The sequence below is a fragment of the Enterobacter cloacae complex sp. ECL72 genome (genome assembly GCF_019056635.1).
GTDB lineage: Bacteria > Pseudomonadota > Gammaproteobacteria > Enterobacterales > Enterobacteriaceae > Enterobacter > Enterobacter hormaechei_C.
This window is the reverse complement of sequence record NZ_CP077659.1, coordinates 126,753-142,701: the sequence shown is the minus strand read 5'-3', so window position 1 is coordinate 142,701 and position 15,949 is coordinate 126,753. Positions and strand designations below refer to the sequence as shown.

The window sequence follows — 15,949 nt, the reverse complement described above, 5'->3', positions numbered from 1 at the left end:
AAAATTGCAGCTAAGCGACATCGCAATTACATTGTATTACCCAAAAAATAAGCAATTAGCCGGCTAAGCGTCCGGCATGATGAGGATCTGCTGTTGTCAGAGTTAATGTCCCTTGTCCTTTTCCTGGCTTCCATCGGCGTTTATGCCTGGAAAGCCGGTCGTCACACCTGGTGGTTTGTGGCCACCCTGGTGGTGCTCGGCATTTTTATTGTTTTAAACATTACGTTATATGCCAGCGATTACTTTACCGGCGACGGTATTAACGACGCGGTGCTCTACACGTTGACCAACAGCCTGACCGGCGCTGGTGTGGGTAAGTACATCCTTCCGGGTCTGGGGCTGGTGGTCGCCCTGGTGGGCATCTTCGCCGCGCTGGCCTGGGTTCTGCGCCGTCGCCGTCACCGTCCGCATCATCATGGCTACAGCCTGCTGGCGCTGTGCCTGGCGCTGGCCTCCGTGGATGCCAGCCCGGCATTCCATCAAATTACCGAGCTGGTAAAATCCCAGTCGCGCGATGGCGATCCGGACTTTGCGGCCTATTACAAAGAACCCTCGAAGAAGATCGACAATCCCAGACTCAACCTGGTCTATATCTACGGCGAAAGTCTGGAACGCACCTATTTTGATAACGATGCTTTCCCGAACCTGACGCCAGAGCTTGGCGCGCTGAAAGACCAGGGCCTCGACTTTAGCCACACCATGCAGCTGCCCGGTACGGATTACACCATCGCCGGGATGGTGGCCTCCCAGTGCGGCATTCCGCTGTTCGCTCCGTTTGAAGGCAACGCCTCCGCCTCGATGTCGAGCTTCTTCCCGCAGAATATTTGCCTCGGCGATATCCTGAAAAACTCGGGCTATGAAAACTACTTTATGCAGGGCGCTAACCTGCGCTTTGCCGGGAAAGATGTGTTCCTGAAATCCCACGGTTTCGATCACCTGTATGGTTCCGAAGAGCTGAAAACCACGGTGGCCGATCCGGCCTACCGCAACGACTGGGGCTTTTACGACGATACCGTTCTTGATGAAACCTGGAAGAAATTCGAGGAGCTTTCCCGCGCCGGTAAACGCTTCTCGCTGTTTGCGTTGACCGTTGACACGCATCATCCGGATGGTTTCGTCTCACGCACCTGTAAACGTCAGGGCTATGACATTGACGGTAAAAACAACAAGTCGTTCAGCGCCGTGACCTGTAGCCAGGAGCATATCGCGGCGTTAATCGAGAAAATCAAAGCGTCGCCGTATTTCAAAAATACGGTCATCGTCGTCTCATCTGACCATCTGGCGATGAAAAACAGCGCCTGGGATGAGCTGAATAAGCTGGATCGCAGCAACCTGTTCTTTGTGCTGCGCGGCGATAAACCGCAGCAGGAGATCATTGCCGCTAAACGTAACTCGATGGATAACGGCGCTACCGTGCTGGATATTCTGGGTGGCGATAACTTCATTGGCCTGGGTCGCAGTACGCTGTCGGGCCAGTCCCTGTCGGAAATCTTCCTCAACATGAAGGAAAAAATCCTCGCCTGGAAGCCGGATATCATTCGTCTGTGGAACTTCCCGAAAGAGATAAAAGACTTCACCATCGATCAGGATAAAAAAATGATCGCGTTCTCCGGCAGCCATTTCCGCCTGCCGCTGCTGCTGCGCGTGTCGGATAACCGCGTCGAGCCGCTGCCGGAAAGCGAATACTCCGCGCCACTGCGCTTCCAGCTGGCGGAATTTGCCCCGCGCGATAATTTCGTCTGGGTCGACAAATGCTACAAAATGGGCCAGCTCTGGTCGCAACAGCTCTCGCTGTCCACCGACTGGTGCGTCTCTCAGGGGCAACTCGGCGGCGAGCAGACCGTGCAACACGTTGACAAACCGCAGTGGCAGGGAAAAACCGCGTTTAAAGATACGATTATTGATACCGCACGCTATCAGCGCAACGTAGACCTGCTGAAAATCGTCGACAACGACATTCGTTATAAAGCAGACAGCTTCATCTTTAATGTTGCCGGCGCGCCGGAAGAGGTGAAGCAGTTCAGCGGTATTTCACGGCCGGAATCCTGGGGGCGCTGGTCTAACGCGCAGTTGGGCGATGAGGTGAAAATTGAATATACCCATCCGCTGCCGGAGAAATTCGATCTGGTGATCACCGCCAGGGCATTTGGTCCCAACGCAAACCGTCCTATACCGGTGCGCGTCGGTGATAAAGAACAGACGCTGACGCTGAGCAACGATGTCACCACCAGCACGCTGCATTTCGATAACCCAACGCGCAGCAATACGCTGGTCATTGTGCCACCCGATCCGCAGTCCACTAACGAAGGGAATATTCTCGGTCACGCTCCGCGCAAGCTGGGGATCGGCATGGTGGAGATTAAAATTGTGAGCAGCGCTGGCTGATGACGGCGTTCACTCTTCGCCCGACGCGCATCGACGACGTCGCTGCCCTGCCCGCCATTGAACGCGCGGCGGGGCAGCGGTTTCGCGACGTTCCTGAGCTGGCCTGGCTGGCAGACAATGAGGTTATTTCTGTTGAAGATCACCTCGGTTACGCCGGACGCGGATTAAGCTGGCTGGCGCTGGCTGACGACAGGCCCGTGGGCTTTATTCTCGCCGAAGCTCATCCATCGACGCTGTTTATTGTGGAACTGTCGGTTCACCTGGACTGGCAGGGACGAGGTCTTGGACGCCAGTTAATCGCCCGTGCCGCCGCGCATGCCCGCAGTCTGGGGCTGAACTCGCTGACGTTAACGACGTTTCGTGATGTCCCGTGGAATGCGCCCTTCTACAGGCGATTAGGGTTTGAAATGATGACGACGCTGACGCCAGAACTGCGCCAGAAACGCGAGGAAGAGACGGCGCACGGTTTAGCGTATGGTTCCCGCTGCGCCATGCGCCTGCCTCTGTAAGATCGCCCGGTGGCGCTGCGCTTACCGGGCCTACAAAACCCAATTCCGCCGTCCGGGTAAGGCGAAGCCGCCCCCGCCAAAACCCACACCCTGTAGGCCGGGTAAGGCGTAGCCGCCACCCGGCGAAACGCACAACCCGTAGGCCGGGTCAGGCGCAGCCGCCACCCGGCAAAACGCACATCCCGCAGGCCGGGTCAGACGCAGCCGCCACCCGGCAAAACGCACATCCCGCAGGCCGGGTCAGACGCAGCCGCCACCCGGCGAAACGCACAACCCGTAGGCCGGGTCAGGCGCAGTCGCCACCCGGCAAAACGCACAGCGTCAGAACGTTTCCCAGTTATCGCCCGCGTCTGCGGTCGCCGGTTTACGCGCCACTACCGGTGCGGCAACGCTTTTCGCCGAGGCGAACTCGCGCGCCTTCATCTGTTCCTGCTGAATACGGAACACCGCAACGGCCTGCGTCAGACGGCTCGCCTGCTCTTCCAGTGCCGCGGCCGCCGCCGCAGACTCTTCCACCAGCGAGGCGTTCTGCTGCGTCACGCGATCCATCTCAGCCACCGCCAGCCCAACCTGGTCGATACCGCGGCTCTGCTCGTCAGACGCAGACGCGATTTCGCCCATGATATCCGTCACGCGCGTTACCGCATTCACGATCTCACCCATGGTTTCACCCGCGCTTTCAACAAGCGTTGAACCAATTTCCACGCGCCCCACGGAGTCTTCAATCAGGCTCTTGATCTCGCGAGCCGCCTGCGCGCTGCGCTGCGCCAGGTTTCGGACTTCACCTGCAACCACCGCAAAACCACGCCCCTGCTCGCCCGCACGCGCCGCTTCTACCGCCGCGTTCAGCGCCAGAATATTGGTCTGGAAGGCAATCCCGTCGATCACGCTGATGATATCGGCGATTTTCTGCGAACTGCCGGCGATGTCACGCATGGTCTGCACCACGTTATCCACCACCTTGCCGCCTTTCTGCGCGGTTTCAGACGCGCTCAGCGCCAGGTTGCTCGCCTGACGGGCGTTCTCGGCGTTCTGCTTCACGGTGGCAGTCAGCTGTTCCATGCTGGCGGCGGTCTCTTCCAGAGAGGCAGCCTGCTGTTCGGTACGGGATGAGAGATCGTTATTGCCCATCGAGATTTCGCTCGCACCACTGTAAATGGCGTTGGCGCCGTTACGCACGTCACCCACGGTACGCACCAGCTCGCCCTGCATATGGCGCAGGGAGTCAGCCAGTACACCCATCTCGTTGGAGCCTTCCACGTCGATGCGCTTCACCAGGTCGCCGCTGGCGATATGACGAATGCTGTCAATCAGACGGTTCAGCGGCGAAATCAGCGCCTGACGAATACCCAGCCAGACGGCAACAATCACCACCAGCACCGCAGCCAGCACGCTAATCAGCACCCAGATAGCCTGGCGGTAAGAGCTGTTGCTGTCTTCAACCGCGGTCTGATACAGCGCGTCGTTCTGTTGCAGGTAGTTGACGTACTGCTTCTCAAAGCCATCCTGATAGCTCTGGGTCGGCTGGTCGAAGAACTCATTGATTTTGCCCGCCCCCAGCAGCTGGATCAGCTCAGCCAGCGCGCCATGGTAAATATCGTAATTACGTTTGATTTCCAGTGCCGCAGCGTCGCTCTGACGCGGGTCGCGCGGCAGCGCTTCGTAATCCGCCCAGTTTTTTTCCGCCTGTTTCAGAGACGCAGAGGCAATCTGCATCAGCTCGGCGACGGTTGAGCCGCTGCCGATATTGTTCTGATCCATCATATAGCGGATACCCGCGCGGTTCAGGGTGTTACGGGTTTGCAGCAGCGCCACCCAGCTACCGTTCAGGGTGGATTGTTGCTGGCGAATGGTTTGCAGGATGGTGAAATTCTCTTTGTCATGCTTCAGGGCATTGAAGAAAAGACCACCAGACGTGAGTTGTAAAAGGCCAAATATCGCTAAAACCAGCAGTAAGCTGGTGACAATCTTGATTCGGTTTAACATGTTTTCTCTTTCCTCAGGCAGATACAGAATATTCGGCCTGGCATGAGAAAACTTTACGAAAATCATCCTGGAATTTAGGGTTTTTACGCTTCGTCCCTCGCGGCGATATGTCGGTTTCCAAGTTCAATAAACTCTTCCAGCAGCGCCGTGAGCTGCTTCATCTTCTCAGGCGTATATTCCGCCTCTATCTGCTGGTACGCCTCTTCCACCTGAGCCTGAGCACGCTGGTACAGCGCGTTGCCTTCTTTCGTCAGCGACACGTACAGCTTGCGCTGGTCAGTCACCGGTTTTAAGCGCAGCACCAGACCGTCGCGCTCCATCCGCGTCAGAATGCCGGTCAGGCTTGGGCGCAAAATACAGGTGCGGAACGCCAGATCGTGAAAATCCATGGAGGGATGCTCGGCCAGCACGCGGACGATACGCCACTGCTGCTCGGTCAGATTATGCCGCTTCACTATCGGGCGGAAGTAGCCCATAGCCGCTTCACGCGCCTGCAACAGCGCGATGGTTAATGAGTCATGCATCATCTACCCCTTACATCATTAACAAATAAACAATTAAAAACAGATGCTTTTATAGACAACACGTTTTAACCCAAAAAGTCTAACAGAAACAAAGCTATTTTTTTAACTTATTGATTTAAATATCAATCCACCCTTTTATGTAAATTTATTGTTATTTGCATCACAAATTATTCACTTCTGATTGCGAAACGAACAGCAAAAGCATAAAACCAGATCATTAATATATTAATGAAATCAAAACCGGACAGCCGGTTTGAGGAGTATGGGAATGAAAGGTACTGTTTTTGCCGTAGCGCTAAACCACCAAAGCCAGCGTGTGGCCTGGGCTGAGGCGTTTGAAAAAGCCCCCTATAACGCGCCGCCAAAAACGGCGGTGTGGTTTATCAAGCCACATAACACTGTTATCCGCGCAGGCGAACCGATTCCCTTCCCGCAGGGAGAAACCGTGTTAAGCGGCGCGACGGTGGCGCTGGTGGTGGGCAAAACCGCCAGCAAAGTACGCGTTGAAGAGGCGGCGGCGTACATCGCCGGCTACGCGCTGGCTAACGAAATCAGCCTGCCGGAAGAGAGCTTCTACCGTCCGGCGATCAAGGCCAAATGCCGGGATGGATTTTGCCCGCTCGGCGAACCTGTCGCCGTTAATAACGTTGATAATCTGACCATCATCATCGAGATCAACGGCCGCGAAGCGGACCACTGGAACACGGCCGATCTGCACCGCAACGCCGCCGAACTGCTGAGCGCCCTGAGCGAATTTGCCACCCTGAACCCCGGCGATGCGATATTGCTCGGCACTCCGCAAAGCCGCGTCGAAGTTCGCCCGGGCGATCGGGTACGTATTCTGGCAGAAGGATTTCCGCCGCTGGAAAACCCGGTGGTGGAGGAACGCGACGTTGCCATCGCTTCGCGCACGCCGCCGCACGCCACGCTGTTTGCCCTCGGTCTGAACTATGCCGACCACGCCAGCGAGCTGGACTTCAAGCCACCCACCGAGCCGCTGGTGTTTATCAAAGCGCCGAATACCTTCAACGGCGACAACCAGACGTCGGTGCGCCCGAACAATATCGAGTACATGCATTACGAAGCGGAGCTGGTGGTGGTCATCGGCAAAACCGCGCGCAAGGTCAGCGAAGCCGAGGCGATGGACTACGTGGCGGGCTATACGGTGTGCAACGATTACGCCATCCGCGATTATCTCGAAAACTACTATCGCCCGAACCTGCGGGTGAAAAGCCGCGACGGGCTGACCCCAATCAGCCCGAACGTAGTGCCAAAAGAAGCCATTCCTGACCCGCACAACCTTCGTCTTCGCACCTACGTCAACGGTGAACTGCGTCAAGAAGGCACCACAGCAGACCTGATCTTCAGCATCCCCTACTTGATTGCGTATCTGAGTGATTTCATGACCCTGCAACCGGGCGACATGATTGCCACCGGCACGCCGAAGGGGCTGTCCGACGTGGTGCCGGGCGATGAGGTGGTGGTGGAAGTGGAAGGCGTAGGCCGTCTGGTAAACCGAATTGTCAGTGAGGAGACTGCAAAATGAAAAAGATTAACCACTGGATCAACGGTAAAAACGTCGCCGGAAGTGAGTACTTCCAAACCACTAACCCGGCCTCCGGCGAGGTGCTGGCAGAAGTGGCCTCAGGCGGCGAAGCCGAAATCCATCAGGCCGTTGCCGCCGCCAAAGAGGCGTTTCCGAAATGGGCCAACCTGCCGATGAAGGAGCGCGCGCGCCTGATGCGTCGCCTGGGGGATCTGATTGACCAGAACGTGCCGGACATTGCCGCGATGGAAACCGCCGACACCGGCCTGCCGATCCACCAGACCAAAAACGTGCTCATTCCGCGCGCCTCGCACAACTTCGAGTTCTTCGCCGAGGTGTGCCAGCAGATGAACGGCAAAACCTACCCGGTCGACGACAAGATGCTCAACTACACCCTGGTGCAGCCGGTGGGGGTTTGCGCGCTGGTGTCGCCGTGGAACGTGCCGTTTATGACCGCCACCTGGAAGGTCGCGCCGTGCCTGGCCTTAGGGAATACCGCGGTGCTGAAGATGTCTGAACTCTCCCCGCTGACCGCCGACCGTCTGGGCGAGCTGGCCCTCGAAGCGGGCATTCCGGCGGGCGTGCTCAACGTGGTGCAGGGCTATGGCGCCACGGCGGGCGACGCGCTGGTGCGTCATCATGACGTGCGCGCCGTCTCCTTCACCGGCGGTACCGCCACCGGGCGCAACATCATGAAAAACGCCGGGCTGAAGAAGTATTCCATGGAACTTGGCGGCAAATCTCCGGTGCTGATTTTTGAAGACGCAGACATCGAGCGCGCGCTGGACGCCGCCCTGTTCACCATTTTCTCCATCAACGGCGAACGCTGCACCGCCGGCTCGCGCATCTTCATCCAGCAGAGCATCTACCCGGAGTTCGTCAAACGCTTTGCCGAGCGCGCCAACCGCCTGCGCGTGGGCGACCCGACCGATCCGAACACCCAGATTGGCGCGCTCATCAGCCAGCAGCACTGGGAAAAAGTCTCCGGCTATATCCGCCTCGGCATTGAAGAGGGGGCAACCCTGCTGGCGGGCGGCCCGGACAAACCGACCGATCTGCCTGCGCACCTGAAAGGCGGCAACTTCCTGCGCCCGACCGTGCTGGCGGATGTCGATAACCGCATGCGCGTGGCGCAGGAAGAGATCTTCGGGCCGGTGGCCTGCCTGCTGCCGTTTAAGGACGAAGCGGAAGGCCTGCGCCTGGCCAACGACGTGGAGTACGGCCTGGCATCTTACATCTGGACCCAGGACGTCAGCAAAGTGCTGCGTCTGGCGCGCAGCATCGAAGCGGGCATGGTGTTCGTCAACACCCAGAACGTGCGCGACCTGCGCCAGCCGTTTGGCGGCGTGAAGGCCTCCGGCACCGGGCGTGAGGGCGGCGAGTACAGCTTCGAGGTCTTCGCGGAGATGAAGAACGTCTGTATCTCCATGGGTGACCATCCGATTCCAAAGTGGGGGATCTGACCATGGGTAAATTAGCGTTAGCGGCAAAAATCACACACGTTCCGTCAATGTATCTCTCCGAACTGCCGGGCAAAAACCACGGCTGCCGCCAGTCGGCCATCGACGGGCATAAAGAGATCAGCAAGCGCTGCCGCGAGCTGGGCGTGGACACCATCATCGTGTTCGACACCCACTGGCTGGTGAACAGCGCCTACCACATCAACTGTGCGGACCATTTTGCGGGCGTCTACACCAGCAACGAGCTACCGCACTTTATCCGCGACATGACCTACGACTACGACGGCAACCCGGAACTCGGCCAGCTGATTGCCGACGAAGCGGTGAAGCTTGGCGTTCGCGCCAAGGCGCACAACATCCCGAGCCTGAAGCTGGAGTACGGCACGCTGGTGCCGATGCGCTACATGAACGCGGATAAGCACTTCAAAGTGGTCTCCATCTCGGCGTTCTGCACGGTTCACGACTTCGCCGACAGCCGCAGGCTGGGCGAGGCCATCGTCAGCGCCATCGAAAAATATGACGGCACCGTGGCAGTGCTTGCCAGCGGCTCGCTCTCGCACCGCTTTATCGACGACCAGCGCGCGGAGGAAGGGATGAACAGCTACACCCGCGAGTTTGACCGCCAGATGGACGAGCGCGTGGTGAAGCTGTGGCGCGAGGGTCAGTTCAAGGAGTTTTGCAGCATGCTGCCGGAGTACGCCGACTACTGCTACGGCGAGGGCAATATGCACGACACGGTGATGCTGCTGGGGATGCTCGGCTGGGACAAATACAACGGTAAGGTGGAGTTTCTCACCGAGCTGTTCGCCAGCTCCGGCACCGGCCAGGTCAACGCCGTTTTCCCGCTGCCCGCGTAAGGAGCCGCCATGCCGCACTTTATTGCTGAATGTACCGACAACATCCGCGAGCAAGCCGACCTGCCAGGGCTGTTCGCCAAAGTGAACGAGGCGCTCGCTGCCACGGGCATCTTCCCCATCGGCGGCATCCGCAGCCGCGCCCACTGGCTGGACACCTGGCAGATGGCAGACGGTAAGCACGATTACGCCTTTGTGCATATGACGCTGAAGATTGGCGCGGGGCGCAGCCTGGAAAGCCGGGAAGCCGTGGGGGGAGATGCTGTTTGCGCTGATCAAAACGCATTTTGCAGAGCTGATGGCCGCCCGCTATCTGGCGCTGTCGTTCGAGCTCGACGAGCTGCACCCGACGCTTAATTACAAGCAGAACAACGTGCACGCGTTGTTTAAGTAGCCGTTTGCTCGCCCGGTGGCGCTGCGCTTACCGGGCCTACAACGGCCCCAAACCGTAGGCCGGGTAAGCGCAGCGCCACCCGGCAACAGCAGCACCGAACCGTAGGCCGGGTAAGCGAAGCGCCACCCGGCAACAGCCGCACAAAGGATACGCCATGCTCGACAAACACACCCATACCCTGATCGCCCACCGCCTGCATCAGGCGGAACAATCCCGGGGAGCAGATCCGCGCGATCTCGCTGGAGTACCCGGAGATCACCATTGAAGACGCCTACGCCGTCCAGCGCGAATGGGTGAGCCTGAAAATTGCCGAAGGCCGCGTGCTGAAAGGCCACAAGATCGGCCTCACCTCCAAAGCGATGCAGGCCAGCTCGCAGATCAGCGAGCCGGACTACGGCGCGCTGCTGGACGATATGTTCTTCCACGACGGCAGCGACATCCCCGTGGATCGCTTTATCGTCCCGCGCATCGAAGTGGAGCTGGCCTTCGTGCTGGCAAAACCGCTGCGCGGCCCGAACTGTACGATCTTCGACGTCTACAACGCCACGGATTACGTCATCCCCGCCCTGGAGCTGATCGACGCCCGCTGCCATAACGTTGACCCGGAAACCCAGCGCCCGCGCAAGGTGTTCGACACCATCTCCGATAACGCCGCCAACGCGGGCGTGATCCTCGGCGGCCGCCCGATTAAACCCGACGAGCTGGATCTGCGCTGGATCTCCGCCCTGCTCTACCGCAACGGTGTGATCGAAGAGACCGGGGTCGCCGCAGGCGTGCTTAACCACCCGGCAAACGGCGTGGCGTGGCTGGCGAACAAACTCGCGCCATACGACGTGCAGCTTGAGCCAGGCCAGATCATCCTCGGCGGCTCGTTTACCCGCCCGGTTGCCGCCAGCAGAGGCGACACCTTCCACGTCGACTACGGCAACATGGGCTCCATCAGTTGCCGCTTTGTGTAGGAGTGCACCATGGAAAATGCATTTAAGACCGCGCTGAAAGCCGGAAAGCCGCAAATCGGCCTGTGGCTGGGGCTGACCAGCAGCTACAGCGCTGAGCTACTGGCCGGGGCCGGTTTTGACTGGCTGCTGATCGACGGGGAGCACGCGCCGAACAGCGTGCAGACCGTCCTGACTCAGCTCCAGGCCATCGCCCCTTATCCCAGCCAGCCGGTGGTGCGCCCATCGTGGAACGATCCGGTGCAGATCAAGCAGCTGCTGGACGTGGGGGCGCAAACCCTGCTGGTGCCGATGGTGCAAAACGCCGACGAAGCCCGTCTGGCGGTCAGCGCCACCCGCTATCCGCCTGCCGGCATTCGCGGCGTCGGCAGCGCGCTGGCGCGGGCGTCGCGCTGGAACCGCATCCCGGAGTATCTGCATCAGGCTAACGACGCCATGTGCGTGCTGGTGCAAATCGAAACTCGCGAGGCGCTGAAAAACCTGCCGCAGATCCTGGACGTGGAAGGGGTGGACGGCGTGTTTATCGGCCCGGCGGATCTGAGCGCCGACATGGGCTTCGCCGGTAATCCGCAGCACCCGGAGGTGCAGGCCGCCATTGAACAGGCGATCGCGCAGATCCTCAGCGCGGGCAAAGCGCCCGGCATCCTGATGGCGAATGAACAGCTGGCAAAACGCTATCTCAGCCTCGGCGCGTTGTTTGTCGCGGTCGGCGTGGATACCACCCTGCTCGCCCGCAGCGCCGAAGCGCTGGCGGCCCGCTTTACCGACGTCACCACAGCAGTTGATAACAATAAATCCGTCTACTAAACGTACGATGTGGAGCGCAACATGACGACCTCAACCCTGCATAATAAAGCTGTTGAACATCGCGTTATTAATAAGCTGTTCCGTCGTTTGATCGTGTTTCTTTTTATCCTGTTTGTTTTCTCGTTTCTCGATCGCATCAACATCGGCTTTGCCGGGCTGACGATGGGCAAAGATCTGGGCCTCACGTCAACCATGTTTGGCCTGGCCGCGACGCTGTTTTACGTGACCTACGTGCTGTGCGGTATCCCCAGCAACATCATGCTGGCGAAGGTCGGCGCCCGCCGCTGGATCGCCGGGATCATGGTGGTGTGGGGCATCGCCTCTACCTGCACCATGTTCGCCACCAGCCCCGAAACGCTTTATGTCCTGCGCATGCTGGTGGGCATTGCCGAAGCCGGTTTCCTGCCAGGCATTCTGGTCTATCTCACCTGGTGGTTCCCGGCGTATCACCGCGCCCGCGCCAACGCGCTGTTTATGATCGCCATGCCGGTGACCATGATGCTCGGCTCGATCCTCTCCGGGTACATTCTGGCGATGGACGGGCTGTGGAACCTGAAGGGCTGGCAGTGGCTGTTCCTGCTGGAGGGGCTGCCATCGGTGGTGCTCGGCGTGGTGACCTGGTTCTACCTTAACGACACCCCGGATCAGGCCACCTGGCTGGATGATGACGAAAAGCAGGCACTCAAAACGATGATCGCCCGCGAACAGGAGCTGGCCATTGCGCACGCCGCCACGCCGCGCTCGACGCTGCGCGAGGTGCTGACGCCCGCCGTGCTGCTCTACACGCTGGCCTACTTCTGCCTGACGAATACGCTGAGCGCGATCAACATCTGGACGCCGCAGATCCTGCAAAGCTTCAACACCGGCAGCAGCAATATCGTGATTGGCCTGCTGGCGGCGATTCCGCAGTTTTGCACCATCCTCGGGATGATCTGGTGGAGCCGCCGCTCCGACAGGCTGAAAGAGCGAAAAAAGCACACCATCCTGCCGTATCTGTTTGCAGCGGCGGGATGGATGCTGGCCTCAGCGACCGATCACAGCCTGATCCAGCTGCTTGGCATCATCATGGCCTCAACCGGATCGTTTACCGCCATGGCGATATTCTGGACCACGCCGGATCAGGTTATTAGCCTGCAATCCCGCGCGGTGGCGCTGGCGGTGATCAACGCCATCGGCAACGTCGGGTCTGCCGTCAGCCCATTGCTGATAGGTATTCTGCGCGACGCGACCGGCAGCTTCAGCTCGGGACTGTGGTTCGTGGCGGGTCTGCTGGTGGTGGGCGCGCTGGTGCTGACGCGCATTCCGATGACGCAGCGGGATCAACAGAGGAACGATCATGTGCCAGAGCCCCATCGCCAACATTGATATCAGCAAGGATTACGACGAAAGTCTGGGCACCGACGATGTGCACTACCAGTCGTTTGCCCGCATGGCGGCCTTTTTTGGCCGCGACATGCAGGCGCACCGCCACGACCAGTATTTTCAGATGCATTTTCTCGACACCGGGCAGATTGAGCTCCAGCTCGACGACCACCGTTACTCGGTGCAGGCGCCGCTGTTCGTGCTAACACCACCGTCGGTGCCGCACGCGTTTATTACCGAATCCGACAGCGACGGCCACGTGCTGACGGTGCGCGAGGATCTCATCTGGCCACTGTTAGAAGTGCTCTACCCCGGTACGCGGGAAGCGTTCGGCCTGCCGGGGATCTGCCTGTCGCTTGCCGACAGGCCTGACGAGCTGGCGGCGCTGAAGCACTACTGGCAGCTGATTGCCCGGGAATCCACGGAACAACTGCCCGGTCGCGAGCATACGCTGGTCCTGCTGGCCCAGGCCGTTTTTACCCTGCTGCTGCGCAACGCGAAGCTCGACGACCACGCGTCAGGCGGCATGCGCGGTGAGCTGAAGCTTTTTCAGCGCTTTAACCAGCTGACAGATGCTCATTACCACGAGCACTGGACGGTGCCGGAGTATGCAAGCGAATTGCATCTCACCGAATCTCGCCTGACCGATATCTGTCGCCGCTTCGCCAACCGCTCGCCGAAACGGCTGATCTTCGACCGCCAGCTGCGGGAAGCCAGGCGTTTGCTGCTGTTTTCCGACAGCACAGTGAGCGAAATTGCCTGGCAGCTGGGGTTTAAAGATCCGGCCTATTTCGCCCGTTTTTTTAACCGACTGACGGGGTGCTCACCCAGCGCATACCGGGCGCAGAAAGTACCGGTTTCCTGAACGCATAACGGTTCGTAGGGCGGGTAAGCGCAGCGCCACCCGCCGAAAAGCCGCACAGATCACAAAACCACCTCTCACCCGAAAAGTACCTGCCGTTGTCCCAATCGTCCCTTCACGTTCCGCCCGTCTCAAGCTTCAATTAAACAACAAAAACAAAACATAAATTTAACAACCATCTTCCGATACGAGGTCCCTATGAAGCCTGAAGATTTCCGCGCTGATGCCAAACGTCCGTTAACCGGTGAAGAGTATTTAAAAAGCCTGCAAGATGGCCGTGAGATTTATATCTACGGCGAGCGCGTTAAGGACGTCACTACCCACCCGGCATTTCGCAATGCGGCGGCGTCCATCGCCCAGATGTACGATGCCCTGCACAAGCCAGACATGCAGGATACCCTCTGCTGGGGTACCGATACCGGCAGCGGCGGCTACACCCATAAATTCTTCCGCGTGGCGAAAAGTGCCGACGATCTGCGCCAGCAGCGTGACGCCATCGCCGAGTGGTCGCGCCTGAGCTACGGCTGGATGGGGCGTACGCCGGACTACAAAGCCGCGTTCGGCTGCGCGCTCGGCGCTAACCCTGCCTTCTACGGTCAGTTCGAGCAGAATGCCCGCAACTGGTACACCCGTATTCAGGAAACCGGCCTGTACTTTAACCACGCCATCGTCAACCCGCCGATCGATCGCCATAAACCGGCGGACGAGGTGAAAGACGTTTACATCAAGCTGGAGAAAGAGACCGACGCCGGGATCATCGTCAGCGGCGCGAAAGTGGTGGCCACCAACTCGGCATTGACCCACTACAACATGATCGGCTTCGGCTCTGCGCAGGTGATGGGCGAAAACCCGGACTTCGCGCTGATGTTCGTCGCGCCGATGGATGCCGAAGGGGTGAAGCTGATCTCCCGCGCCTCTTACGAGATGGTGGCAGGGGCGACAGGCTCTCCGTACGACTACCCGCTCTCCAGCCGCTTTGATGAGAACGACGCCATTCTGGTAATGGATCATGTGCTGATCCCGTGGGAAAACGTGCTGATCTACCGCGATTTCGACCGCTGCCGTCGCTGGACGATGGAAGGTGGCTTCGCCCGCATGTACCCGCTTCAGGCCTGCGTGCGTCTGGCAGTGAAGCTCGACTTCATCACCGCTCTGCTGAAGAAGTCGCTGGAGTGTACCGGCACCCTCGAGTTCCGCGGCGTGCAGGCGGATCTCGGCGAAGTGGTGGCGTGGCGCAACATGTTCTGGGCGCTGAGCGACTCCATGTGCTCCGAAGCCACGCCGTGGGTAAACGGCGCGTATCTGCCTGACCACGCGGCGTTACAGACTTACCGCGTGATGGCACCAATGGCCTATGCGAAGATCAAGAACATCATCGAACGTAACGTGACCTCGGGGCTGATCTACCTGCCGTCCAGCGCGCGGGACCTGAACAACCCGCAGATCGACCAGTACCTGGCGAAGTACGTGCGCGGCTCCAACGGGATGGATCATGTCGAACGCATCAAGATTCTGAAACTGATGTGGGATGCCATCGGCAGCGAGTTTGGCGGACGTCACGAGCTGTACGAAATCAACTACTCCGGTAGCCAGGATGAGGTCCGCCTGCAATGCCTGCGTCAGGCGCAAAGCTCCGGCAACATGGACAAGATGATGGCGATGGTTGACCGCTGCATGTCCGAGTACGACCAGCACGGCTGGACCGTACCGCACCTGCACAACAACACTGATATCAACATGCTGGATAAGCTGCTGAAATAACGCAGCGGGAGGTTTCAATGCAATCTGAAGAACGCCTGCGTTTTCGCGACGCGATGGCCAGCCTGTCGGCGGCGGTGAATGTGATCACTACCGAGGGCGATGCGGGTCGCTGCGGCATTACCGCCACCGCCGTCTGCTCGGTCACGGACACCCCGCCTTCGGTCATGGTCTGCATTAACGCCAGCAGCGCCATGAACCCGGTCTTCCAGGGCAACGGCAAACTGTGCGTCAACGTGCTGAACCACGAGCAGGAGATCATGGCCCGCCACTTTGCCGGGATGACCGGCATGGCAATGGAGGAGCGCTTTGCTCTCTCCTGCTGGCAGAAAGGACCGCTGGCGCAGCCGGTGCTGAAAGGCGCTCTGGCAAGCCTGGAAGGTGAGATAACCAAGGTGCAAACCATCGGCACCCATCTGGTCTACCTTGTGGAGATTAAGAACATCATCCTCAGCAGCGAGGGGCACGGCCTGATCTACTTCAAACGCCGTTTCCACCCGGTGATGATGGAGATGGAAGCCGCGATTTGATCCCGTTGCACAAAAA

The 15,949-nt window shown here is 59.1% G+C and carries 12 protein-coding genes and 2 pseudogenes; 12 read left to right on the top strand and 2 right to left on the bottom strand.

Annotated features, from left to right (window positions below):
• Positions 1 to 93 precede the first annotated feature (93 nt).
• Complete coding sequence (gene opgB / locus KTH07_RS00695; RefSeq protein WP_032103060.1) at positions 94 to 2,385, top strand: phosphatidylglycerol--membrane-oligosaccharide glycerophosphotransferase; 2,292 nt, start codon at positions 94 to 96, stop codon at positions 2,383 to 2,385.
• Complete coding sequence (locus KTH07_RS00690; RefSeq protein WP_045141642.1) at positions 2,385 to 2,894, top strand: GNAT family N-acetyltransferase; 510 nt, start codon at positions 2,385 to 2,387, stop codon at positions 2,892 to 2,894. The genes opgB and KTH07_RS00690 overlap by 1 nt, the downstream gene beginning before the upstream one ends.
• A gap of 321 nt (positions 2,895 to 3,215) precedes the next feature.
• Here KTH07_RS00690 and tsr read toward each other — a convergent pair whose 3' ends face one another.
• Both tsr and hpaR read right to left on the bottom strand, forming a co-directional pair.
• Positions 3,216 to 4,880: a methyl-accepting chemotaxis protein gene (gene tsr, locus KTH07_RS00685; RefSeq protein WP_017383845.1), complete on the bottom strand. Its 1,665-nt coding sequence runs from the start codon at positions 4,878 to 4,880 to the stop codon at positions 3,216 to 3,218.
• 83 nt (positions 4,881 to 4,963) lie between these two features.
• Positions 4,964 to 5,404 carry a homoprotocatechuate degradation operon regulator HpaR gene (hpaR, locus tag KTH07_RS00680; protein ID WP_017383846.1) on the bottom strand — a complete coding sequence of 147 codons (441 nt, stop codon included), beginning with the start codon at positions 5,402 to 5,404 and terminating at the stop codon, positions 4,964 to 4,966.
• Positions 5,405 to 5,672: 268 nt separating this feature from the next.
• Here hpaR and hpaG point away from each other — a divergent pair, with 268 nt between their 5' ends.
• The 10 genes and pseudogenes from hpaG (at position 5,673) to KTH07_RS00630 (ending at position 15,933) form a co-directional block, all read left to right on the top strand.
• Positions 5,673 to 6,950 carry a 4-hydroxyphenylacetate degradation bifunctional isomerase/decarboxylase gene (gene hpaG, locus KTH07_RS00675; protein ID WP_063162007.1) on the top strand — a complete coding sequence of 426 codons (1,278 nt, stop codon included), beginning with the start codon at positions 5,673 to 5,675 and terminating at the stop codon, positions 6,948 to 6,950.
• The gene (hpaE, locus tag KTH07_RS00670) at positions 6,947 to 8,413 is read left to right on the top strand and encodes a 5-carboxymethyl-2-hydroxymuconate semialdehyde dehydrogenase (protein WP_017383848.1); all 1,467 of its coding nucleotides are present in this window, start codon (positions 6,947 to 6,949) and stop codon (positions 8,411 to 8,413) included. Before hpaG ends, hpaE begins: the two co-directional genes overlap by 4 nt.
• A 2-nt stretch (positions 8,414 to 8,415) precedes the next feature.
• Positions 8,416 to 9,267 (top strand): 3,4-dihydroxyphenylacetate 2,3-dioxygenase, encoded by an 852-nt coding sequence (gene hpaD, locus KTH07_RS00665; RefSeq protein ID WP_032620870.1) that lies wholly within the window; start codon positions 8,416 to 8,418, stop codon positions 9,265 to 9,267.
• A 9-nt stretch (positions 9,268 to 9,276) separates the two neighbouring features.
• Positions 9,277 to 9,658: pseudogene (locus KTH07_RS00660) on the top strand (5-carboxymethyl-2-hydroxymuconate Delta-isomerase).
• A 154-nt stretch (positions 9,659 to 9,812) separates the two neighbouring features.
• Positions 9,813 to 10,617: pseudogene (gene hpaH / locus KTH07_RS00655) on the top strand (2-oxo-hept-4-ene-1,7-dioate hydratase).
• A gap of 9 nt (positions 10,618 to 10,626) precedes the next feature.
• The gene (hpaI, locus tag KTH07_RS00650; RefSeq protein WP_015572592.1) at positions 10,627 to 11,421 is read left to right on the top strand and encodes a 4-hydroxy-2-oxoheptanedioate aldolase; all 795 of its coding nucleotides are present in this window, start codon (positions 10,627 to 10,629) and stop codon (positions 11,419 to 11,421) included.
• Between the two features lie 21 nt (positions 11,422 to 11,442).
• Positions 11,443 to 12,786: a 4-hydroxyphenylacetate permease gene (gene hpaX / locus KTH07_RS00645; protein ID WP_015572591.1), complete on the top strand. Its 1,344-nt coding sequence runs from the start codon at positions 11,443 to 11,445 to the stop codon at positions 12,784 to 12,786.
• Positions 12,758 to 13,648, top strand: a complete 891-nt coding sequence (gene hpaA, locus KTH07_RS00640) for a 4-hydroxyphenylacetate catabolism regulatory protein HpaA (protein ID WP_017383853.1) — start codon at positions 12,758 to 12,760, stop codon at positions 13,646 to 13,648. The genes hpaX and hpaA overlap by 29 nt, the downstream gene beginning before the upstream one ends.
• 195 nt (positions 13,649 to 13,843) lie before the next feature.
• A complete protein-coding gene (gene hpaB / locus KTH07_RS00635) occupies positions 13,844 to 15,406 on the top strand; it encodes a 4-hydroxyphenylacetate 3-monooxygenase, oxygenase component (RefSeq protein WP_023295873.1) in 1,563 nt (520 codons plus the stop codon).
• Positions 15,407 to 15,423: 17 nt separating this feature from the next.
• On the top strand, positions 15,424 to 15,933 hold the full coding sequence (locus KTH07_RS00630; protein WP_217310872.1) for a 4-hydroxyphenylacetate 3-monooxygenase reductase subunit: 510 nt from the start codon (positions 15,424 to 15,426) through the stop codon (positions 15,931 to 15,933).
• The last annotated feature ends 16 nt before the right edge of the window (positions 15,934 to 15,949 follow it).